Consider the following 22891-nt stretch of genomic DNA (forward strand, 5'->3'; position numbering starts at 1 on the left):
TTAAATATACCCGGATGCCGCAGTTCTATTGTTTATTCAACGCAGCCTTTTTCACCTTCGGCCAAGCGCTCCAGGCGTACATTCGTAATACTCAGGGTCAATTTTCCTTCGGTACCGATGGTTAAAGGCCCGGATATTTTGCTGAGGTCAAAGCCATCATCACTCTTGAAGCAGTTCAGTGGCACCGGCAGACTGAACCATTCACCCGCAGGAAATTCAGTCAGCAGCTTGCGTATCTGCACCTCCCCACGACAGGGCCAGGTGCAGCTCATACTCAAGGTGACGCCTTTGGTGGGGCGCTTATCCACGCGGATATCCATGGCCAGGGCTGCTGCGTCTTTAAAATTAGCGATATCAATCGCGGGACCAACAATGCTCAATGTGGCGGTATCTTTTTTACCATTCCAGCTTGCCTGTAGCGCATCGCCTTTGCCTTTAAAGTCTGTCGGCTTGATCGATAACTTACCGCTTTTCGATTGCCCGGTACGATCCTGAACCGCCAGGGCCCAATCGCTGGGGTCGCCCAGCATTAATCCCCAGGGCGCAACGAGTTGACCTTGATTGAGATAGAAAAATGTCGGGTTCTCGGTTTGCGCTGATGCGGGAGCAATAAACAAACCACACATCAACAAGCTGATAAGGTGCAGGGTTTGGCTGAAGCGAAGGGTGGTGTGAAACATGGGTGGCATCCTCAATAATTATTGTTTGATAGATAAGGAGTAACGCGCCACCATGGTTGCAAAGGGCATAGGAAAAGTCAAACAACCGCAGGATTGATATAAACCCTGCGGGTCGGTCGGTTAATGAGGATTATTTTTTAAATGCACTGAGTGTTTGGATACTGCCATCAGCATGATGTGTCAGCTCGGTTACTTTGACATTGCGCAAATGGGTTTTGCCACCGGACAACTGGCTGTCGTGATAGAACAAATACCATTTGCCATTAAATTCCACGATAGAGTGGTGGTTGGTCCAGCCCAACACTGGCTCAAGGATTATCCCTTGATAAGTAAAGGGTCCGTAAGGGCTATCACCGACGGCATAAGCAATGTTATGCGTGTCGCCAGTTGAGTAGGAAAAATAATACCGGCCATTGTATTTGTGCACCCAGGCTGCCTCAAAAAAGCGTCGCTCGGTATCGCTGGCCAACAATGGCTGGCCTTGTTGATCCAGAAGTTGAACATCTTTTAAATCTTCAGCCAGGTTGAGCATGCTCTCATCCAGGCGTGCGATTTTAGGCATTAACGCTGGCTGGTCATCTGCGGGATATTGATCGCTGGTCTGATAGCTGCCGCTGCTCCAGCGTTGTAATTGTCCGCCCCAAATGCCGCCTACATATAAATAATAGCTGCCATCGGTATCTTTAAATACGGCGGGGTCGATGCTGTAGCTGCCTTTGATCGGTGTCGGTTCGGCGGTAAACGGGCCGCTGGGAGAATCGCTCGCGGCTACACCGATACGAAAGATGCCCTGCTGATCTTTAGCAGGAAAATATAAATAATACTTGCCCGCTTTTTCAGCGGTATCGGGTGCCCAGAGTTGCCTGCTCGCCCAGGGTACATCCTCAAGCGCCAGGGCCACACCATGATCCGTCACCTCGCCGCCCACAGCATCCATGGAGAGCACATGGTAATCCTTCATGTCGAATCTATCGCCTTCGCCACTGGTGGCGATATCCGTTTTAATATCGTGCGACGGATAAATGTAAAGGCGACCGTTAAAGACATGCGCTGAGGGATCGGCAGTAAAGATATGGTCGACTAAGGGTTGCGATGCAAACTGTGGCTCATGCCTGGGCTGAGATTTTTCCTGCACAACCGTCGTCACGGCATTTTCAGTCGTTGTGCTAACGGGAGTATGAGTGTCCGCGGTTTTTTCCTGGCAGGCAAAAAGGACGCTGGTCAGGAAAACAACGCTACCAAGCTGAAATGTTCTAGACATGCATGCAACCCCCAAAAATACTATTAAAGCAGAATTACCAATGCCACAAGGTGCCATCTTCCAGGCGATTCACTGGCAGGCAGGCGCGCTTATAAGGATACTGTGCCGCCAGTTTTTCATCGATATCCACACCGTGCCCCGGCGCTTCACCGGGCGTGAAGTAACCATCATCGAAACGGTAGGCATGAGGAAAGACTTCATCCATTTGTTCGCTGTGCGCCATGTGTTCCTGAATACCGAAGTTAGGCACCCAGTAATCAAAATGTAGCGCGGCGCCCATACAGATCGGTGATAAATCCGTCGCGCCATGGCATCCGGTACGCACATTAAACAGCGCGGCGAAGTCGGCGATACGGCGCAGGTGGGTGATGCCGCCAGCGTGAACAATCGTGGAACGAATATAATCGATTAACTGGTTCTGAATAAGCTCGCGACAATCGTGAATGCTGTTAAATACTTCACCAACCGCCAAAGGTGTTGTGGTGTGTTGACGAATGAGTTTAAACGCATCCTGATTTTCAGCGGCAACCGCATCTTCCATCCAGAATAAATGGTAAGGCTCCAGTTCTTTGCCAAGGCGCGCTGCTTCAATAGGTGTCAGGCGGTGATGCACATCGTGTAACAAATGCAAATCCGGTCCGAACGCCTTGCGCACTTCGGCAAATAATTCCGGAATAAAGTTCAGGTACTTTTCTGTCGACCAGGTTTCCACGGAAGGCAGATCACTATCGGCAGGTTCGTAATTTTTATTGTCTTTTGCTACACCGTAAGTCTTTTCAATACCGGGAATACCACACTGCACGCGAATCGCTTTGTAGCCCTTGGCTTTGGCTTTGGCCACGGCTTCCAGTGTGGATTCCAGGTCTCTGCCATTGGCATGGGTGTAAGTCATAATGCGCTCGCGGCTGCGGCCGCCGAGCAGCTGGTAAAGCGGCATATTGGCTGCTTTGGCTTTGATATCCCACAGTGCGGTATCAACAGCGGCCAGCGCCGTCATACCCACAGGGCCGCGCCGCCAGTACGCACCGCGATAAAAAAATTGCCAGATATCTTCAATCTGGTGCGGGTCGCGGCCAATCAATGCCGGAATTAAATAATCTTCCAGATAGGATACGACGGCTTTTTCACGGCCATTCAAGGTGCCGTCACCTACGCCGTAAATTCCCTTATCGGTTGTAATCTTCAACGTGACAAAATTTCTGCCGGGTGAGGTAACAATGACTTTGGCTGCAACAATCTTCATTCATTCATGCTCTTCAATGTGATGATACTGCCTGCTCTATTAATTAAAGCGGGCACTTTGTTCGGGTCCGAGGTAGCTGGGTTTCAGTCCCCCGGTATTAATCACAATCTTTTGTAAGGCTACCGCCGGATCGACCATATAAATGCGCAACTTATGTAAACCCGGTGTGGCTATCTTGTGTTTACTGAGTATCTTGCGCGAATCCGTGCGCACTGATTCTTCCCAGGCAGCGGGGCTCATATCTTTTACAATGTCGATAATCTGCGGGGTTTCATTGCCGAAACCGATGCCGTAACGCAAGCCGCGCTGAGGAAACATCGGCAAACTGGGTGCAAAGATAGATTCAACAGTAAATTCGCCCGTAGAGAAAAAATAAACCTCGTATTCCAGGTAAGGTGCTTTCCTCGGATTTTCAAAACTGAAATCCGTCACCGGAAAGGGCGACATGGATGACAAGGTTCGTCCGTGCTGCGGAATTTTTTCCCAGGCAAAGCCGTGTGATTCGGTTGTCGCGCTGTAATTCTCTGCTTCTATGGACACATAACCATCAGCCTCCACAAAGCCGCGTAGGTTAGCGGTTGCCTTGGCATCGGGGTTAAGGATATTCACCTTGATGGTCGCCCCGCCAAACCCTGTGCCAGCGATATGGATGGTGCCGTTGGCCTTACCTTTGGGGGCTTTTTGCCAATCGATACTGACCTGAATAGGCTGGCTCAGCTTAACTTGTCCACTAGTATTGCTCAGTATAATCCAAGGCTCACTGACTGTGGCTGAAAAATTAAACGGTTGTGTTCCTTTGTTAAAGACTTCAAGCATGCGCTGGCTTTTGCCATAGGGGCTGAAGCCGGGCAATTGATAATCCGCCGGTGTAGGCCAGGCTTCTTTCATGCCTTCTACCGCGACACCCATATCGGGGGCGCCATGAGGTTCATACTGATGCAGAACCGGTAAGGTGTTGGCGGGTGGGTTGTTCCAGTGGGTATAACCAATCCGCGGCTGTGACATAAAATGATTCCATTTTCCGTCACTCAATTCGATATGGAATTGTTTTTCCAGCGCAGCATCTTGCCGGAAAAGAATGCGTGCCCGTTCAGCATAATCATTGGTGTTGGCTCGCCCCTGGCTGGCATAGAGATGATTCTTGGCGACCATGTCATACATTTCTGTAATGGTCGCACTGGCTTTGACGGGGTAAAGCACCAATTGGAAAAACGCGGCCTTGTGCGATGCCGGCATTTTTTCGTAAAGCGCTTCCGCGCGCGCACTCAAATCTTTCACTTCGTTGGTGATGCGGTTGGCCTCGTCGTAATGCAATTGGCTGTAGATAAACGCCTCTTGCAACTCCGGCTTGCGGCGGCCGTTATGGCGCGTGTAGCCGGCCATCAGCGCAGCAATGTCTTCCGCGTGTTCAGCACCGAATTCACGCTTGGCCCACAATTCACCAAACTCTTCAATGCGCTCTTTCGGCCAGGCTTCGGGATTCCATGCCATACGCAAGAAAAACTCGATAGGGTATTCCATGGGTTTTAAATCGCCGACATTGACGATCCAGATTTTGTTCGCGTCGTAATGGTAAGCAAGGTTCATTTGCTCCCAGATCTTGGCAATCGGTACGGTATTGATCCAGCGATAGGAGCGCGGTCCGCCGACATAATCGAAGTGATAATAAACCCCCGCGCCGCCACTGCGCTTGCGTTCCTCCGGCGTCGGCAGGCGGCGAATATTGCCCCAGTTGTCATCGCACCATAACAGGATGACATCGTCCGGTACGCGCATACCGCGTTCGTAAAAACCCTGTACTTCTTTATAAAGCGCCCACACTTGTGGTACGTCGGTAACAGCATTTTCACCAAAGACCTGGCTAAGGATTTCTCGTTGATCGCGGACAATTTTTTCCAGCAGCTGGACGTTTTCCCCTTCGCTCATCGGTTCGTCTTGTTGGCCGCGCATGCCGAGCGTATAGATACTTTCGTAAGGCTTGTTGCGTTTGGCTCCGTCTACCCAAAACTTATACAGATTCTCGGGATTTTTGGAGTATTCCCACGGCCCTTTGCCGTAGCGGTTCCACTCTTTGTCGGCACGCATCATCGGTTCATGGTGTGAGGTTCCCATCACGATGCCGTACTCATCCGCCAGGATCATGTTTTGCGGGTCATCATCGGCAAAGGCATTGTTCCACATGGCTGGCCACAGGTAATTCGCTTTCAAACGCAATAATAATTCGAAAACGTTTTCGTAAAACTGGTGGTTGTAATTGCCGTAATTTTCTATCGTCCAGTTGGTCAGCGCGGGTGCTTCGTCGTTCAGAAAGATGCCGCGATATTTCACCTTGGGGGCATCCTGAACCCGCGTATTTTTCTTGATATAAATTCGGTCTTTTTGCTTCACCGGAACATCAGCCCACCAGTACCAGGGAGAAACCCCGATTTTTTCCGACAAGTCGTAGGTGCCGTAGGTGGCGCCGCGCTTGTCGCTGCCGGCGATGACCAGTGCGCGAATCACACCGGGAAAGGGTTTGTACACAGTTTGGATATGGTAGGCGTCCCATTGCCCTTCGATATTGTCGGGATTGATCTTGCCATTCTCGATAAGCTGGTCAATCAGCTCACTTTTGCCGATGGCGCCGATAATAATTGCGTAGCGCCCAAGCTCAGCGGGGTTGTGTACCAGCGCCGGTTTTTTGCCGCTGACCCGCTCAATATCCAATTGCAAATTGGTAACGGCACGTTGTACGCCTTTGTAATCCTTGTTGTCGACATACAGAGTAGCCACATCCTTTTCGCCAACGATAACCACATGGCCTTTTTTATATTTGGTACTGACATAGTTTGGTTCGCCCAACGCCAGCGCGGAAGAGCAAACCACGAGCAGTGCACAGGCAATGAACCATTGGAGTAGGCGATGAGTATGAAAAAGGCTGTTGAGTGAATGCAGAGGAGATCGAGTAATGTTTGGCATGGATGAAGTCACTTTAAACGGGAAGTCATTGTCCAACTGGAAAGTCGATGGTCACGCGGGCCACATCAATGGCCCATCATACAGGGCTTAGGCAAGGCATGCTCGCCAGGGCAATTTATCTGCCGTTTCAGCCGCCGTTAGTCGTGGCTTGTGGAAACAGGCTCCCCGAGTCCGCTTATCGACATTTTCTTCTTGCGTTAAAAAATCGATAAGCGGTCAGACACTTAAATATGTTACAAACAAGGCTGATTGGTCAGACCGTCCGCCACACCATAGAGGGCAGGCTTGGGATTAAAATCATTGTCAAATAACAACGGCCAGTCTTCGTGGTTATTGTCAAACAGGTTGCTGATCAACCAGCTATCACTGTCACGAATACCCCAAATCGTCAGGCCACCGCGTAAATTTGCAGGCACGGCTTCAAGGTAAGCGGTCACAATGTCGCAATAACGTTTTTTCTGCGCAGCGGCCAGCTCGGTTGTTAAGCTTGCTTCATAGTTGTCGGGATAATCATAAGCGTCGCTGTAAGGGTTGTTGATCGGTATATCCAGTTCAGTAATTTTTACTTTCAAGCCGCGTTCCACCACGGCAGCGAAGGAACTCTTGATCGCATCGACACTCGGCCAATCCATAAAGACATGCATTTGAAAGCCGACGCCATCAATGGGAATGTCGCGCTCAAGAAAATCATCCACCATGGCGATAACCGCTTCGAATTTTGCACCGCCGTTGGAGATGTTGAAGTCGTTGTAATAAAGATCAACTTGCGCATCGGCAGCCCGTGCACTGGTGAAGGCGGTTTCAATAAAAGCGGCGCCCATATTCTGGTAAAAAACCGAATTGCGGTAGCTGCCATCTTCTTCGAAAGCTTCGTTCACCACATCCCAGCTGGGGACGCGCCCGGCAAAATGGCCGGCGATTGTTTCGACATGTTCTTCCAGCATGGCAAACCAGGCGGCTTCGTCTCCCTCAAAGGTTTTCATCCAGTCTGGTACCTGATAGTCGGAATGCCACACCAGTGTATGGGCATGCAGGCTGATGCCATTGTCGTCCGCGTATTCGAGTAACGCATCGGCCTCGGTGAAATAATAAGTGTCCTGCGCCGGATGCAGATAACTCATCTTCATAATGTTGCCAGCGGTCAACTGATCAAAATGCGCTTCGATGATAGTGCGTTGCGCAACGCCAGTTTCATCGTCATTCAGAATGCTGGATGTTTCGTTCCCCGCGCTCACTGCAACGCCAATCGGAAAATCTGCCAAAGTATGCAAACTTAACGCCTCGCTGCTGCTACTCGAACTGCTGCTGTCACTTGAGCTGCTGGGTTCGCTGCTTGCCTGGCTGCTGGAACTGGCATTGGCCGAACTGGGATTACCGGATGAGGAACCGCCACCACCACCGCAGGCGCCAAGTAATAAAAGGGTGGTCAGAAGAGAGGGTAGAAGCAAGGTGTATCGAGGAGAGGTTTGCATAATGTTTACCTGTCGGTCGTTATTATTAGAGGTCCAGTGAAAACTTTAACTTGTATACTAGGGTACCAAAAAGCTCTGAACGAGACCAGCTTGTTGTCATGGAAACCACAAGCTAACGAAAAGCTCGCTAAACCACAAGGGCGGGGATATTAAGAATTGGCAGCGATAGGCTGGCGAGGTGAAAGAAAATTTACCCATAAAAAAGCCACCCGAAGGTGGCTCTGAATATGCTGATATATTGATGTTGGTAGGTCGCGAGTTTGTCGTCAGGGCTGCGGGTTTCGAAACCCTCAAGTCAGGGACGACTTGAGGGAGCTACAGGGATGTATTCATGCGTTTTCGAAACCCGCAGCCCTGATGACAAACGGACCACGGAGTACCCAACTAAAAATCTAATGATTTTTAACCCTCCATCTGCTCCAGCTCTTTGCCTTTGGTTTCCTTCACATAACGCAATACGAAAACCACAGAAAGTGCCGAGAACAAGGCATAAATGCTGTAAGTGCCGGCTAATCCCAGGAAGGAGGCCAACAAGACCGGGAAGGTGAGGGTAATCACGAAGTTAGCAATCCACTGAGCAAAACCGGCGACAGCCAAGCCTGAACCGCGAATCTGGTTGGGGAACATCTCGCCCAGCATAATCCACATCACCGGACCCCAGGAGACATTGAAAAAGATCACATACAAATTAGCAGACACCAGTGCAAGTACGCCCATATCATCGGACAACATCAGCTTGCCTGCCTCATCCAGCGGGGCGCCAGCGAAGGCGAAAGCCACCAGCGCCAAGGTTACTGTCATACCTGCCGAGCCGATCCACAGCAGCGGCTTACGGCCAATCTTGTCGACCAGGAAGAAGGTGATAAAGCAGGCCGCAATACTGACTGAGCCCGAAACCACGTTAATCAATAAAGAATGGCTCTCGGAAAAACCGGCCGCTTGCCAGAGCACGGCACCGTAGTAAAACACCACGTTGATCCCGACTAACTGTTGTAATACCGCCAAGCCGATACCGATCCACATGATGGGGCGCATCTTATTGGTGGTTTTATCAATCAGATCTGACAAACGGGGTTTGTGGTGGTCGGCGGCGAGGGAAGCGTCAATTTCGCGCATCTTGATATCGCCTTCGATGGCGCCATAGAGTTTGTTCAGCACCGCTTGCGCGCGGGCTTTTTGCCCTGAAGCCACCAGAAAGCGTGGACTTTCAGGGATGGCCAATAATGCCAGCAGGAAGATAGTGGCAGGCACGAGTTCGACCCAGAACATCCAGCGCCAGGTTTCATAGCCCAGCCAGAAAATGGATAACGATGAGCCGGCGATATCCGCCAGGAAATAGTTGCTCACAAACGCAGCCGTCAAGCCGGTGATGATGGCAATCTGTTGAACTGAACTGAGTTTGCCGCGATAACGCGCCAGGGCCACTTCACTGATATAGGCCGGACACATGACGCTCGCCGCCCCTACGGCAAGACCGCCGAGAATACGGTAGAAGATGAATTCCAGCGATGACGTCGCTACCCCTGAGCCCCAGGCAGACACAATAAACAACACGGCGGCCACAATCAGGAGCGCACGACGACCGTGCTTATCTGCCAGGGTGCCAGCGAAGAAAGCGCCGACAGCACAGCCCAGCAACATCGAGGACACGCTAAAACCAGTCCCCATGGAGTCGGAATTAAAGGCAGTTTGTAAACCATCGACAGTACCGTTAATGACACCGCTGTCGAAACCAAAAAGAAAACCACCGATGGTGGCAATACAGCTGATCAGGATAATAAAAGCGCTATTCGCCTGGGTAGGTGTAGATGACTCGTTCATGGTGATACCTGATTATTGAAATTATGTATTTGTCTCTAGTGATGCATGGCATTGTTTGGGCAGTGGGACTGCGCCGGTGGTGACCATAGCATATTGATGCGCGGGACAACATTCTGCGCATAAAAAAGCCCTCACAAGGAGGGCTTGGTTGAGGCCATTTTTGGCGGATCAGATTTCGAAGGCGAAGCCCATTTCGGTCAATTTTTTGTAAGCCTCATCATCAAACCGGTACAGGTTTGCCGCCCGGTGAGGCACGCCCTGCTGCTTTTCATTGCACGGCGTGAGCAGGTTCATCTTCATGATCTTGCGGCGGAAGTTGGGTTTGTCCAGCTTCACATTGAGAATGGCTTCATACAGAGACTGTAATTGCAGCAGGGTGAATTTCTCGGGCAACAGGTTAAACCCGATAGGCTGATGGCAAACCTGATGGCGTAAAAACTTCATCCCGTAGGATACGATTTCGGCATGGTCGTAAATCAGATCGGGCAGGTTGTTGACGCTGAACCAGCGTGCAAACGATGTGCTCTGGCTTTCGATCATCGGATAGTCTTCGGCGCTGACCAGGGTGTAGTACGCGATGGTCACCACCCGATCATTCGGAAAACGATCTACCCGGCCGAACGCCTTCAACTGCTCCAGGTACAGTTCTTTGACCCCGGTCAATTCTTCCAGCAAGCGCGATGCTGCATCGCGCAGGTTTTCGTCATAACGAATCCAGCCACCGGGCAGTGCCCACTTATCTTTATGGATCGGGTCGTGGTGTTTGATCAGCAGAATTTTCAGTTGGTCGTGATCCAAACCAAAGATCAGGTTGTCGATAGATAACGCCTGGATAACATTTTGGGGTGAATGCAGGGGTTCGACATGGCTGTGTCTGGGTGATGACGGAATGTGGCGGGTGGGCACGATGATAGTTCCTCATTGGTGGTAGGGCGACGCACGGGCGACGCTTGTCTCGCCGATCTCTGCTCCGGTACAGCAGCTCGTGCCGATACGGGCTACCAGGCAGGCAAATCTACCCGCATTGTATAAGGCTGCCACCCAATGGTCGAGCGCCAATATGGTTATGGCAATTACGGTGCCGAAGAGGCGAAATCGCCAAAACTGTACTATATTCTTCTTGTGGTCAGTACGACAATAAGATATGATCTTCATCATCTTGCGGTTTCCCGATTAAAGGGCGAGCTAACGCTGGCCCGTCGGTTGATCCAGAGGAAAATTCCCGTTGCCCCTGGATCTGTAGTTGGCCGCAAGCCACACTCAACAAGCGTCTACCAAGAGAATAAGCATGCTGTTTTTAGGTATTGATGTAGGCAGTTCTTCCGTTAAGTTGTCCGTGCTTGATGGCCAGAGCGGCAAAAGCCTCGGCTCAATTACGCACCCCGAGAGCGAACTGGCGATACAAAGTCCGCGCGCTGGCTGGGCCGAGCAAGATCCGGCGGTATGGTGGGATTGTGTCAAACAGGGTTGTCGTCGTTTGTTTGCCAGCGACAAGATCGACCCTTCACGTATCAGTGCCATCGGCATTTCGTACCAGATGCACGGCCTCGTGCTGGTGGATGTGCAACAACAGGTGCTGCGTCCGGCCATTATCTGGTGTGATAGCCGTGCAGTTGCGTGCGGCAACCAGGCGTTGCAGGAACTGGGTCAGGGCTATTGCTTTGATCACCTGTTGAATTCGCCGGGTAATTTCACTGCTGCCAAACTGCGTTGGGTGCAGGAGAATGAGCCAGAGGTCTTTGCGCGCGTTCATAAGATGATGTTGCCGGGTGACTATATCGCCATGAAGTTAACTGGCGACATTACTACCACGGCATCGGGTTTGTCGGAAGGCACCTTGTGGGACTTCCGGAACAAATCTATCGCCACCGAATTATTGAATCATTGGCAGATAACAGCCGATGTTATTCCCTCACTTGTCCCCAGTTTTGGCGAGCAAGGTATAGTCAATGCATCGGCTGCCGATGAACTGGGTATTCGGGCTGGCACTCGCGTCAGTTACCGCGGTGGCGACCAGCCGAATAACGCTTTCAGTTTGAATGTTTTGCAACCCGGTGAAGTCGCCGCCACGGCGGGAACTTCCGGCGTAATCTATGGTGTAACAGACAAACCCGCAGCCGATCTGGAGTCGCGGGTTAACACGTTTTTGCACGTCACCAACAGCGATGAAAAACCGCGCAACGGTGTGTTGGTGTGTGTGAATGGCACCGGCCGTTTGTACAGCTGGTTGCGTCAAACCCTGAATGCAACAGGGCAAGGTGTTTCTTACGCACAATTAAATGCATTGGCGGCCGATATTCCTGTCGGTAGTGATGGTTTGCTTTTCCATCCTTTTGGTAACGGCGCCGAGCGAATTTATCAAAATAAAAATCTTGGGGCGCAACTGCGCAACCTGGATTTTAATCGCCACGGTCTGGGGCATATGGTACGCGCGGCACAGGAAGGCATCGTGTTCTCGCTCAACCAGGGATTTGATGTATTAAAAGCCCTGGGGGGTAGCTGTGAAGTGGTGCGTGCCGCCAAAGGCAATATGTTTTTGAGTGATGTATTTACCCATGCCTTTGCCAATACCACGCAAGCAGCGGTTGAGTTGTTTGAAACCGATGGCGCAGAAGGAGCCGCGCGCGCGGCGGCATTGGGCAGTGGTTTTTATGCAACGCCAGCAGATGCATTTAACGGTCTGCAACGCGTTGGCGTAGTTGAGCCGGATAAAGCGTTGTTCGCGCAATATCAGGACGCTTATCAACAGTGGGCTGCGTTGTTACCCGTGTAAGCAATCGCAAGGCCGTTTATTTTTAATTTTTTACCGATGATCATTGTCCTTAACATTGTCCCGTTGCAGGCGTGATCAACATTGACATCCATGAGGTTGGTTACTATGAGCATTGTGTTGGGTAGCAAAGAATATTTCCCCGGTATCGGCAAAATCGGCTATGAAGGTCCGGATTCCGATAACCCACTCGCGTATAAATACTACGACGAGAATCGTGTCGTCGCTGGCAAAACCATGAAAGAACATTTCAGGTTTGCAGTTTGTTACTGGCACACTTTCTGTGGCGCAGGCCATGATCCTTTTGGTCCAGGTCCTTTCCATTTTCCCTGGGCGGGCACCGCTGATGCGATAGGCCGCGCGCGCGAAAAGATGGACGCTGCGTTTGAATTTATTACCAAGCTGGGCGTACCTTACTACTGCTTCCACGACATCGATCTGGTTGACGAAGGCAGCACCCGTGCTGAAACCTCCAAGCGTTTGCAGACCATTGTTGAATACGCAAAAGAAAAACAAAAAGCGTCTGGCGTAAAACTCTTGTGGGGCACGGCCAACCTGTTCACCAATCCGCGTTACATGAACGGCGCTTCAACCAACCCGGATTTCAATACCGTTGCTTACGCGGGTGCACAGTTGAAAGATGCGCTCGATGCAACCATCGCCCTGAACGGTGAGAACTATGTTTTCTGGGGTGGTCGTGAAGGTTACATGAGCCTGATCAACACCGACATGAAGCGTGAACAGGAACACATGGCGCGCTTCCTGACTATGGCTCGCGATTACGCGCGTGGCCAAGGCTTTAAAGGTACGTTCTTCATTGAGCCCAAGCCCATGGAGCCATCCAAGCATCAATACGATTTTGATGCCGCAACGGTCATCGGCTTCTTGCGTCACCACGGTCTGGATAAAGATTTCAAATTAAATCTGGAAACCAACCACGCTACACTGGCCGGTCACACTATGGACCACGACATGCAAGTGGCTGCTGATGCCGGCATGTTGGGCAGCATCGACGCTAACCGCGGCGATTATCAAAATGCCTGGGACACCGACCAGTTCCCCAACAATATCAACGAAACCGTTGACATGATGTTGGTATTGCTGCGCAGTGGCGGCTTCCAGGGTGGTGGTGTGAACTTCGATGCGAAAGCTCGTCGTAACTCTACTGACTTTGTTGACCGTTTCTACGGCCACATCGGCGGCATGGATACCTTCGCACGCGCGCTGTTGATTGCAGATGATCTGATTCAGAAATCACCGCTGGAAAAAATGCGCAAAACTCGCTACGCCAGCTTTGATGCCGGTAATGGGTCAGTGTTTGAACAAGGCGATATGACGCTGGAGCAACTGGCTAAACTGGGTAACGAAAATGGTGAGCCAGCGCAGATCAGCGGCCAGCAAGAGTTGTACGAGAATATTGTTAACCGTTACATTCGTTAAGCGTTAATCCTGGAAACCTCTGAAAAAGTTTGCGTCATTGTTCAGAGGTTTCCTTGTGGTCCCCCGACTGCCGTTCATCAATGCTAAGCTGAAGATGATCGGCAGTTTTTTTTCGTCAGTATCTTAAAAAGCGTTACGGCGCATTGCAGTCGCCGAACAATAAAAATAAACAGGCTTGGGATAATGGTTATGAAATATGTTCGTGCAACATTCAAACGACTGCTCATTATTGCAGGAGGATGTATGAGCCTATCCATATCTCTTGCTCCGGCTGATCAGCCGCTGTACAAAGACTCAACCAAACCTATCGATGCCCGCGTCAATGATTTGATCACGCGCATGACGCTCGAAGAAAAAGTCGCACAGTTGCAGGCCGTGTGGCTCAAGCGTCAGGAGCTTGAAACTGATGCCGGGGTTTTTACCCCTGCCAAAGCGAAAGATATTTTGGGGTCGGGAATCGGACAAATTGCGCGTCCGGCAGAAAATAAAGCGCCGGTTTCGCCCAACAAAACACCAGAGCAGACCATCGCGTTTGTCAATGCCGCGCAGCGATGGCTAATTGAAAATACCCGTCTGGGCATTCCTGTCATTTTCCACGAAGAAGCCTTGCACGGACACGCAGGTCGCGATGCCACCAGTTTTCCTCAAGCCATCGCCATGGCCAGTACCTGGGACACGCAACTTGTTGAAAGCATCTATAAAGTATCGGCCCAGGAAATTCGTCGACGCGGCGGCACCCAGGCGTTAACACCCATCCTTGATGTGGCACGCGATCCGCGTTGGGGGCGCATTGAAGAAACCATGGGCGAAGATCCCTATTTGGTTGCAGCCTTGGGCGTAGCCGGGGTTAAGGGTTTTCAAGGCGATGAGCTCGGGCGTATCGGGCCGGATCGTGTGATCGCAACCCTCAAACACCTCGCGGGTCATGGCGAGCCCGTGGGCGGCCTGAATACAGCGCCGGCCCCGGTCGGAGAGCGTTTATTGCGCGAAGTTTTTCTGTTTCCATTTGAGGCGGCGGTCAAGCTCGGTGGTGCGCGTAGTGTGATGGCTTCCTACAACGAAATTGACGGTGTGCCGTCACATGCTAACGGTAAATTGCTCAATGATATCTTGCGCGGTGAATGGGGTTTTGAGGGCGCGCTGGTGAGCGACTATTTTGCGATTAAGGAATTGGTAACGCGTCATCAGTTATCCGACAGTCTGGAAGATGCCGCTCTTCTCGCACTCAATGCCGGCGTCGATGTGGAGATGCCGGACGGTGAAACCTTTCCTCTATTGGTCCAGGCAGTTAACGACGGTAAATTGGGTGAGGCGGTTATCGATCAGGCCGTCGCACGCGTGTTGCACGAAAAATTTCTATTAGGTTTGTTTGAGAACCCCTACACCGATCCGGCTGGCGCTGAAGCATTTATTGGTAACGATCAGCATCGTCAGCTGGCACAACAAGCGGCAGAAAAGGCGATGGTGTTATTGAAAAATGACAACAACTTGCTGCCTCTGGATAGCCGCAAAGTGAAATCCATCGCGTTGATCGGTCCCCATGTCGATGAAGTATTGCTTGGCGGTTACAGCGATGTGCCCGAACACGCGGTCAGTATTTTACAGGGGCTGCAGGAATATCTTGGCGAGGATATTAACATTCGCCATGAAAAAGGCACCTTGTTGACAATGAATGCCTGGGATCAGGGAGCCGATTCTGTTGCCGCCAACTCCTTCTCGAAAGAACGCTGGCACACCGATGAGGTGGTGTTAGCCACGTCGAAAGACACGGCGGGCATGATTAAAAAAGCGGTTGCCGCTGCGAAAAAAAGTGATGTGGCTATTGTTGTTGTCGGTGATAACGAAGCGACCTCCCGCGAGGCCTGGGCGGAAACCCATCTCGGTGATCGCACAAGTCTTGAATTGGTTGGTGAGCAGCAGGCGTTGGTTGATGCCGTACTGGCGACTGGCAAGCCGACTGTGGTGTTACTGATTAACGGGCGTCCGTTATCTATCAGCAAGATTGCCAGGGAAGCGCCGGCCATTATTGAAGGCTGGTATCTCGGGCAAGAGACAGGTCATGCAGTTGCGCGCGTCCTGTTTGGTGATGTGAACCCCGGCGGTAAATTACCCGTCAGCATTCCCCGTTCTGTCGGCCACATCCCTGCTTATTACAACCACAAGCCCTCAGCCAAGCGCGGTTATGCTTTTACCGAAACCAGTGCGCTTTATCCCTTTGGTCACGGCCTGAGTTACACACAATTTACTTACAGCGACCTGAAGGTCAATAAAGCTTCAGCCAAAGCAGGTGATGTGGTGGATATCAGCTTGACGCTGACCAACAGTGGCACGCGTGATGGTGATGAAGTGGTACAGTTATATATACGCGACCCCATTGCAAGCCTGACGCGCCCGGTAAAAGAATTAAAAGGTTTTCAGCGCGTGCATGTCAAAGCGAAAGACAGCGTCAAAGTAACCTTCTCGCTCGCGGTTAATCAACTGGGCTTTTATGATCAACACATGCGGTACGTCGTTGAACCAGGCAAAGTTGAATTGATGCTCGGCAGCTCATCAGGCGATATACGCCTTAACAGCGAATTTACTATTGTTGGTAAAACAGTAGACGTCAGCAGCAACAAAGCGTATTTGAGTTTATCAACGGTGTCGCAACCTTAACCCTGAATCTTGATTCTTTAAAAAGCCGGTGCAGATTGATACAGGCTTTTATCGATTCGGTATTTGCGAATTAATTTTCCCAAGGCCCGCCGTTCTTTCCCCGCAATGCGGGCCGCCGCTGACACATTTCCTTCGGCGATAGATAGCACCTGTTTGAGATACTGCTCCTCAAACTGGGTTATCACCTCTGCCTTGGCATCCTGGAAGCTAAGCTGGGGGTTAATGGTATGAACCATATCTTGTGCATTGATCGCTGAACTTCCGGGAGCGGGTGATCCATGTGCATACGCCCCGGCAGTCGAATTCAACACAGTATCTGATGATAATAAAAAGGCACGCAGCAGCGTGTTTTCCAATTCCCTGACATTGCCCGGCCAGGGTTGCTGCATAAGATGGTGAATGAATTGTCCGGACAACTGTTTGGTTGTGGTGCGATATTCTTCGGAGAATTTATAGAGCAATGCTTTGGCAATTAATGGAATGTCCTCTTTGCGTTCGCGCAACGATGGCATAACGACGGTCAGCACATTGAGTCGATAAAATAAGTCTTCGCGAAATATTTTTTGTTCTACTCGCTGTGGAAGGTTAGCGTTGGTTGCAGCCAGAATCCGCACATCTGCCTGGCGGGTATCGCGGCCGCCGAGTGGACGATATTCGCGGGTTTGCAAAAAACGTAACAATGCGGCTTGCGCTTTGGGTGTCAGGCTGTCGACTTCATCCAGAAAAAGTGTTCCGCCATCAGCCAGAGCAACCAGGCCGGCCTGGCTATTTTTGGCATCGGTAAAAGCGCCTTTTTCATGGCCAAAAAGCTCACTTTCAAATAATTCGTCTGGAATGGCAGCGCAGTTAATGGGAATAAAACCGTGTTCCCGTCGCTCGCTTAGATAATGGACTGCCCGGGCTGCATTTTCCTTGCCTGTGCCCGTCTCGCCGCAAATTAATACCGGTGCATGACAGCGGGAAATTTTTTGAATTAATTGCAATGTGTCAACAAACATTGGCGATTGGCCCACCAGGTTTAAGCCGGCAAATGTGTCGAGCAGACTACTGTTTTCTGTTACGGCATGCTGTGGCTGATCAAATCGCTGAAGGCGGGTGCTGATTTCCCGAGCGCTGCATGGCCAGAAAAGGATGTCGTGAAATAAATGGATTAATTCCGAGTGGAGTGAGTGTTGTTGCTGACTGATAAGCCCGATATTTATCGCCTGTTTATTTTGAGCGAGCTGTTCAATGATCGGTGTGAAGCAGAACGTTGTTTCGCGTAAAAATGTATCGAGGATATAAATAAAAAAGTGAGGCTCTGAATGTGTCGGTTTTATTAAAAAATTTTCAGGCGCTACACACGTGGCTGAAAAATTTTCCTGACTCAGGAGTAAACATAGATCTTCGGCGAGGTCATTGTGGTCGCTATCACCACAAGAGATAACAGTGATGTTATTCATAGTGAACTTCCCATTTTCCTTGTTAACAGATCACTACCGGCGATGTCATTGTCGTGTTGTTACATCAATAGCCTTTCTGGCGACTCCATCCATTTAACGCTTATTTGTATTTTGTGTTTACATGCAGCCTGGCGTCTTGCATCTATACATTTTTTAACATCAGGTTGTTAAAGCTAACACAGAGCATTGCAAAATCAAGTTAATAGAAAGGTATACGGTGCCAATATTTATAAATATGCCATCCTCAAAAGCGCTGCTGCTGTTTCATTCTGATTCGTTCTATTGGTTGTTATGCCGTGGTCTGAAACATTCAGGCTGTGGGTGAAAAAGAACCCACAACCAAACATGCCTAATGATCGTGTGTTGAACGATGTTTATGGATTGATGCACAGGTATGCGGGTTATTTGTGACCCACTGGTAATTGTTACGCGTAAAAATTTTTACTTAATGATCAATCAATTAGCACTCTGGGCCCATTGGTATAAATGTTGCTGAATTTCATCGGTTGCACTATTGGTGTGCATGATTGTTCACTCAAAGAAACAGGGAGTAGTGAGTTGATCGTAACCGACGCGGAAGAAGATCCAGACATTCAATCCCTGGCTCAGGAAATTGCCCGGTATCTGCAAGGGCGTGAGCAAGTTGCAGACACCCTTGATGGTATTGTGCATTGGTGGATCTTGCGGCAACGTTTACACGAGGAGCGTCGTAAAGTTGAGCGGGCCATGGCTTATCTCTATCAACAGGGAATGATCAGCATGCGCAGGTTGCCGGATGGTCGCACCTTGTACGTTGGTCGCTCGCTACCCCCTGACAATCAACATCCGGATACTTGATCCGCCCCTGACACCTTGTCGCTAAATTGTCTTATTCATTGATTACTATCCCGCGGTCGAGTGATCGGTATTTTCCGGTTGGCAGTTTTTGACTTGGGGTGGTTGCATCATGTTGTTTGGTAAATCATATCGCAAATTCTTCAGTGCACGGCTGTGGTTTCTGTTGCTGGCGTTATCCGGTGCGGCACAGGCGGAGCCTTTGTTAAACGGGATTTCCCTGCACAAGGAATTAGGACGCGACCAATTCTGGGGTGCACTTTATACCGAACTATTAAGCAGCGATGCCGAAGTCTTGTTGAGCAGCCCGGTTGCCAAACGTATGGAGCTGAAAATCCTCGCACCGGAAGGCATGACCTTGCGACGTTTCAGTCGGATGTGGATAGAGGGGGCGGCGATTAATAACCCCTCGGCCGTGTTAATGGCGCAGGCGGATAACATGGTGTTGTTCGATGGTTTTTTTGGCGGCCGCTTTGAAACTAATGACCACATCGTGCTCAGTGTTGTGCCGGGCCAGGGTGTTGATGTGGTGGTGAACAATACCCTGCTCGGGAATGTTCCCGACGATAATTTTTTTGCATTGTTATTACGTTCATGGTTGGGGCGTGTGCCCTTATCATCTGGTTATCGTGATGATCTGTTGCTGATGGGCGATATCGATCCCAATTTGCGTCATCGCTATTTACACCTTGAGCCGCGTTTAAGCCGTATTGCCGTGGTGGAAAACTGGTTGAAAGAAAAATCAACTGACCCGGCTGACGAGCCGGAAGTCACCGTGGCAGCCGCACCTGCGCTGGCGCCAACGCTCAAACCGAAGATTGAGGATAAACCGCGCGTAGAAAAACCTGCACCGATTCCGGTACCCGCACCAATTATTGTCGCCAGCACACCACCGGCCACACAACAACCGGTAAAGCCTGAACCAGTTAAAAAAGCGGTGGCGACAATCGTTGCGCCGGAAAAAGAAAATGCGGAAGAAGAGCGCGCAACGATTACCTCGCAGACTTTGCTGGCGCGCCAGTTTTATATTTCCGAAGTGCTGGGCACCATCTATGCCCGTGTCAGTTACCCACGGCGCGCGCAGCAACTGCAACAGGCGGGCAGCGTGAAATTTAATCTTGTTATTGATGATCAGGGCAACATTAAATCACTAAAGCCCATCGAAACGTCTGATTATGTTTTGCTGAATAAAGCGGCGGAAGAAGCAGTCAAGGATGCAGCCCCTTTCCCTCCCTTACCTGAGGTGCTCGCCAGTAGCGAATTGGAATTGTTTGTGCCGATAAAATTTTCCCTCGGAAATCCTTCCTGATAAAACTATTAATAAACCTGGATGCCTGCACCTTGCGAGTTCGGTGTTAGCGCCTGGTTTCGAAACCCTCAAGTCACGACTGCATGGATGCAGGAGGTAGAGCAACGCAGGAGCAGTTGCCGAGGGACGACTTGAGGGAACTACAAGGATGTATTTATGTGTTTTCGAAACCAGGTGCTAATGCCGAACGCATTCCGAAGTGCAGAACACATCACCGCGCCAAATTACGCAACACATAATGCAATATGCCGCCGTTCTGGAAATACGCAAATTCATTCGGCGTATCTATCCGCACATGAGCAATAAATTGAATTGGCTCACCATCTTCTTTACGGGCCGTCACAACCAATTCGCGGGTCTCCGGACTCACTACCGGAATATCAAAAAATTCCGCGCCGGTCAGCCCCAGCGATGCAGCTGAATCACCGTTTTTAAATTGCAGCGGCAATATACCCATCCCCACCAGATTCGAACGGTGGATGCGTTCGTAGCTTTGCGCTATCACCGCTTTCACACCCAGCAGCGCAGGCCCCTTAGCGGCCCAGTCGCGCGATGAACCCGAGCCGTATTCTTTGCCAGCTAACACGATGAGTGGCGTTTTATTCTGGCGGTACAACTCCGAAGCGTCATAGATGCTCATCACGTCCTGGTTAGGCAAGTAGGTTGTCCAACTGCCTTCGGTGCCGGGTGCTATCTGGTTTTTCAGGCGCACATTGGCGAAGGTGCCGCGCATCATGATTTCGTGATTGCCGCGGCGCGAACCGTAAGAGTTAAAGTCGTCCGGTTGTACGCCCTGTTGCTGCAAATACACACCGGCCGGGCTGTCGGGCATGATGGCGCCGGCGGGCGAAATATGGTCGGTGGTAATGCTGTCGCCCACCATCACCAGGCAGCGCGCTTTTTCGATGGGTTTCACCGCATCAACCGTGGCGCTGATACCCTCAAAAAACGGCGGTTTGCGCACATAGTTGGAGTCGGGCCAGGCATACAGCTCGCTCTCGGTAATCGGCAGGGCATTCCAGTTTTCATCGCCGCTGTATACGTCGGCATATTTACTGGCGAACATGGAGGGATCGAGGTTGTCGGCAATGCAGGATTGAATCTCGGCGTTGCTCGGCCAGATATCTTTCAGGAACACGGGCTTGCCGTCGCTGCCGGTACCCAGAGGTTCCTGGTACAGATCGATATCCATAGTGCCCGCCAAAGCGTAAGCGACGACCAGCGGTGGTGAAGCCAGATAATTGGTGCGGATTTCGGCGTGAATCCGCCCCTCAAAATTGCGGTTGCCGGACAATACCGAAGCCACCATCAAATCGCCGCCGCGGATCGCCGAGGAGATTTCGTCTGGCAATGGGCCAGAGTTACCGATACAGGTAGTGCAGCCGTAACCAACAAGATAGAACCCCAGCGCCTCCAGATCTTCCAGTAAACCGGCCTTTTGCAAATAATCGGTAACGACCTTGGAGCCGGGCGCCAGGCTGGTTTTCACCCAGGGCTTGCTGCGCAAACCCAGTGCATGGGCCTTGCGTGCCACCAGACCGGCTGCCATCAGCACCGCCGGGTTAGAGGTATTGGTACAACTGGTGATAGCGGCAATCACGACTGCGCCGTGCTTCAAACTGAAATTTTCACCGCGATAACTGACCGGCACATCGCCCGGCTTTTCAGCGGACTGATTGCCCACGGCCGTTGCGCCGCCTTCATCGGCAAATTTATCCAGTGTGGTGGTCTGGATCAGTTTGTTGCGTTGGGCCTGAAATTCATCCAGCGTTTTATTGAAACCTGTCTTGCTATCGGTCAGCGGGATGCGGTCCTGGGGGCGCTTGGGTCCGGCGAGTGAAGGCACAACGGTGGCGAGATCGAGGGTCAGTACATCGCTGTAATGGGCTTCCGGGCTATTGTCGTCGTGCCAGAGGCCCATCGCTTTCATATAGGCTTCGGTAAGCCGCAATTGGTTGTCGCTGCGGCCGGTAAAGCGCAGGTAATCCAGGGTTTGCTGGTCGACCGGGAAGATACCGCAGGTCGCGCCGTATTCCGGCGCCATGTTGCCGATGGTGGCACGGTCGGCGAGCGACAGATGTTTCAGGCCGGGGCCAAAGAATTCTACAAATTTGCCCACGACCCCCAGTTTGCGCAGCATCTGGGTCACGGTCAGCACCAGGTCGGTGGCGGTGGCACCTTCAGGAAGTTGTCCGGTCAGTTTAAAACCGACCACCTGGGGAATCAGCATGGAGATGGGTTGGCCGAGCATCGCAGCTTCTGCCTCAATACCGCCGACCCCCCAGCCCAACACGCCCAGCCCGTTGATCATGGTGGTATGGGAGTCGGTGCCCACCAGGGTGTCCGGATAAGCTTCGGTCATACCATCTTTCTCATTGGCAAAGACGCAACGTGCCAGGTATTCCAGATTCACCTGGTGCACGATACCTGTGCCCGGCGGTACCACCTTAAAGTTGGAAAAGGCTTTCTGACCCCAGCGCAGAAATTGATAGCGCTCGCGGTTGCGCTCGATCTCGACGGCCGTATTCTTCGCAAAAGAATCTTCAGAACCAAAAAAATCCACCATCACCGAGTGATCGATCACCAGCTCAACCGGCGACAAGGGATTAATCTGTTGCGCATCACCACCCAGTTCAGTCACCGCATCGCGCATCGCGGCGAGGTCGACGATGGCGGGCACGCCGGTAAAATCCTGCAAGATAACCCGCGCCGGGACAAAGGCGATTTCCTGCGAAGGTTCCGCTGTCGGGTCCCAATTGGCCAAGGCTTTGATATCGTCATCGGTCACAAAATTGCTGTTGGCGTGGCGCAATAAATTCTCCAGCAAAATCTTGAGCGAAAAAGGCAGCTTGTCCACCGGATAATGCTGCTGCACCTTGCTAAAGGGATAGATGCGATAGGATTGGTCGTCAACGTGGAGCGTGTCGGTTGCTTGAAAAGATGAAGTCATGACAGCCTCTTTCTCATTAGGTGTTTTTACGACGGGAAGCTTGGCGAAGAATGGTA

At 51.2% G+C, this 22891-nt stretch carries 14 protein-coding genes; 5 read left to right on the forward strand and 9 right to left on the reverse strand.

All coding sequences use genetic code 11. The annotated features are described in order from the left end of the window. Nucleotides 1-32: 32 nt before the first annotated feature. The 7 genes from CBR65_RS16765 to CBR65_RS16795 form a co-directional block, all read right to left on the reverse strand. Complete coding sequence (locus CBR65_RS16765) at nt 33-680, reverse strand: putative glycoside hydrolase (RefSeq protein WP_232461230.1); 648 nt, start codon at nt 678-680, stop codon at nt 33-35. Between the two features lie 130 nt (nt 681-810). Continuing rightward, nucleotides 811-1941, reverse strand: a complete 1131-nt coding sequence (locus CBR65_RS16770; RefSeq protein ID WP_087467920.1) for a glycoside hydrolase family 43 protein — start codon at nt 1939-1941, stop codon at nt 811-813. Nucleotides 1942-1975: 34 nt separating this feature from the next. Further along, on the reverse strand, nt 1976-3184 hold the full coding sequence (gene manD / locus CBR65_RS16775) for a D-mannonate dehydratase ManD (protein WP_087467921.1): 1209 nt from the start codon (nt 3182-3184) through the stop codon (nt 1976-1978). Between the two features lie 39 nt (nt 3185-3223). Beyond that, nucleotides 3224-6142 (reverse strand): glycosyl hydrolase 115 family protein, encoded by a 2919-nt coding sequence (locus CBR65_RS16780; RefSeq protein ID WP_087467922.1) that lies wholly within the window; start codon nt 6140-6142, stop codon nt 3224-3226. A gap of 233 nt (nt 6143-6375) precedes the next feature. Beyond that, the gene (locus CBR65_RS16785) at nt 6376-7614 is read right to left on the reverse strand and encodes an endo-1,4-beta-xylanase (RefSeq protein ID WP_087467923.1); all 1239 of its coding nucleotides are present in this window, start codon (nt 7612-7614) and stop codon (nt 6376-6378) included. Nucleotides 7615-8016: 402 nt separating this feature from the next. Continuing rightward, nucleotides 8017-9435: a sugar porter family MFS transporter gene (locus CBR65_RS16790; RefSeq protein WP_087467924.1), complete on the reverse strand. Its 1419-nt coding sequence runs from the start codon at nt 9433-9435 to the stop codon at nt 8017-8019. 168 nt (nt 9436-9603) lie between these two features. After that, complete coding sequence (locus CBR65_RS16795) at nt 9604-10341, reverse strand: NUDIX domain-containing protein (protein ID WP_232461232.1); 738 nt, start codon at nt 10339-10341, stop codon at nt 9604-9606. Between the two features lie 382 nt (nt 10342-10723). On the opposite strand from CBR65_RS16795, the gene CBR65_RS16805 reads away from it, so the two are divergent. The 3 genes from CBR65_RS16805 (at nt 10724) to CBR65_RS16815 (ending at nt 16300) form a co-directional block, all read left to right on the forward strand. Then, entirely contained in the window at nt 10724-12208 is a 1485-nt protein-coding gene (locus CBR65_RS16805) for an FGGY-family carbohydrate kinase (RefSeq protein ID WP_087467927.1), read from the forward strand. Between the two features lie 105 nt (nt 12209-12313). Beyond that, nucleotides 12314-13645 carry a xylose isomerase gene (xylA, locus tag CBR65_RS16810; protein WP_087467928.1) on the forward strand — a complete coding sequence of 444 codons (1332 nt, stop codon included), beginning with the start codon at nt 12314-12316 and terminating at the stop codon, nt 13643-13645. A 243-nt stretch (nt 13646-13888) separates the two neighbouring features. After that, nucleotides 13889-16300: a glycoside hydrolase family 3 N-terminal domain-containing protein gene (locus tag CBR65_RS16815; protein WP_198300771.1), complete on the forward strand. Its 2412-nt coding sequence runs from the start codon at nt 13889-13891 to the stop codon at nt 16298-16300. Between the two features lie 17 nt (nt 16301-16317). Here the strand turns inward: CBR65_RS16815 and CBR65_RS16820 are convergent, their stop codons facing one another. Next, entirely contained in the window at nt 16318-17742 is a 1425-nt protein-coding gene (locus tag CBR65_RS16820) for a sigma-54-dependent Fis family transcriptional regulator (protein ID WP_087467929.1), read from the reverse strand. A 558-nt stretch (nt 17743-18300) separates the two neighbouring features. Here CBR65_RS16820 and CBR65_RS16825 point away from each other — a divergent pair. Beyond that, nucleotides 18301-18579, forward strand: coding sequence for a hypothetical protein (locus CBR65_RS16825; protein ID WP_157672122.1), 279 nt, complete (start codon nt 18301-18303; stop codon nt 18577-18579). Between the two features lie 109 nt (nt 18580-18688). Beyond that, nucleotides 18689-19885 carry a TonB family protein gene (locus CBR65_RS16830; protein ID WP_087467931.1) on the forward strand — a complete coding sequence of 399 codons (1197 nt, stop codon included), beginning with the start codon at nt 18689-18691 and terminating at the stop codon, nt 19883-19885. 211 nt (nt 19886-20096) lie between these two features. Here CBR65_RS16830 and acnA read toward each other — a convergent pair whose 3' ends face one another. After that, nucleotides 20097-22835 carry an aconitate hydratase AcnA gene (gene acnA, locus CBR65_RS16835; RefSeq protein ID WP_087467932.1) on the reverse strand — a complete coding sequence of 913 codons (2739 nt, stop codon included), beginning with the start codon at nt 22833-22835 and terminating at the stop codon, nt 20097-20099. Nucleotides 22836-22891: the final 56 nt, after the last annotated feature.

The organism is Cellvibrio sp. PSBB006 (assembly GCF_002162135.1).
Classification (GTDB): Bacteria; Pseudomonadota; Gammaproteobacteria; order Pseudomonadales; family Cellvibrionaceae; genus Cellvibrio.

Bases quoted from the DNA above. Each gene is read 5' to 3' on its own strand.
- CBR65_RS16765 (WP_232461230.1), bottom strand. From the start codon at position 680: ATGTTTCACACCACCCTTCGCTTCAGCCAAACCCTGCACCTTATCAGC.
- CBR65_RS16770 (WP_087467920.1), bottom strand. From the start codon at position 1,941: ATGTCTAGAACATTTCAGCTTGGTAGCGTTGTTTTCCTGACCAGCGTC.
- manD (WP_087467921.1), bottom strand. From the start codon at position 3,184: ATGAAGATTGTTGCAGCCAAAGTCATTGTTACCTCACCCGGCAGAAAT.
- CBR65_RS16780 (WP_087467922.1), bottom strand. From the start codon at position 6,142: ATGCCAAACATTACTCGATCTCCTCTGCATTCACTCAACAGCCTTTTT.
- CBR65_RS16785 (WP_087467923.1), bottom strand. From the start codon at position 7,614: ATGCAAACCTCTCCTCGATACACCTTGCTTCTACCCTCTCTTCTGACC.
- CBR65_RS16790 (WP_087467924.1), bottom strand. From the start codon at position 9,435: ATGAACGAGTCATCTACACCTACCCAGGCGAATAGCGCTTTTATTATC.
- CBR65_RS16805 (WP_087467927.1), top strand. From the start codon at position 10,724: ATGCTGTTTTTAGGTATTGATGTAGGCAGTTCTTCCGTTAAGTTGTCC.
- xylA (WP_087467928.1), top strand. From the start codon at position 12,314: ATGAGCATTGTGTTGGGTAGCAAAGAATATTTCCCCGGTATCGGCAAA.
- CBR65_RS16815 (WP_198300771.1), top strand. From the start codon at position 13,889: ATGAGCCTATCCATATCTCTTGCTCCGGCTGATCAGCCGCTGTACAAA.
- CBR65_RS16820 (WP_087467929.1), bottom strand. From the start codon at position 17,742: ATGAATAACATCACTGTTATCTCTTGTGGTGATAGCGACCACAATGAC.
- CBR65_RS16830 (WP_087467931.1), top strand. From the start codon at position 18,689: ATGTTGTTTGGTAAATCATATCGCAAATTCTTCAGTGCACGGCTGTGG.
- acnA (WP_087467932.1), bottom strand. From the start codon at position 22,835: ATGACTTCATCTTTTCAAGCAACCGACACGCTCCACGTTGACGACCAA.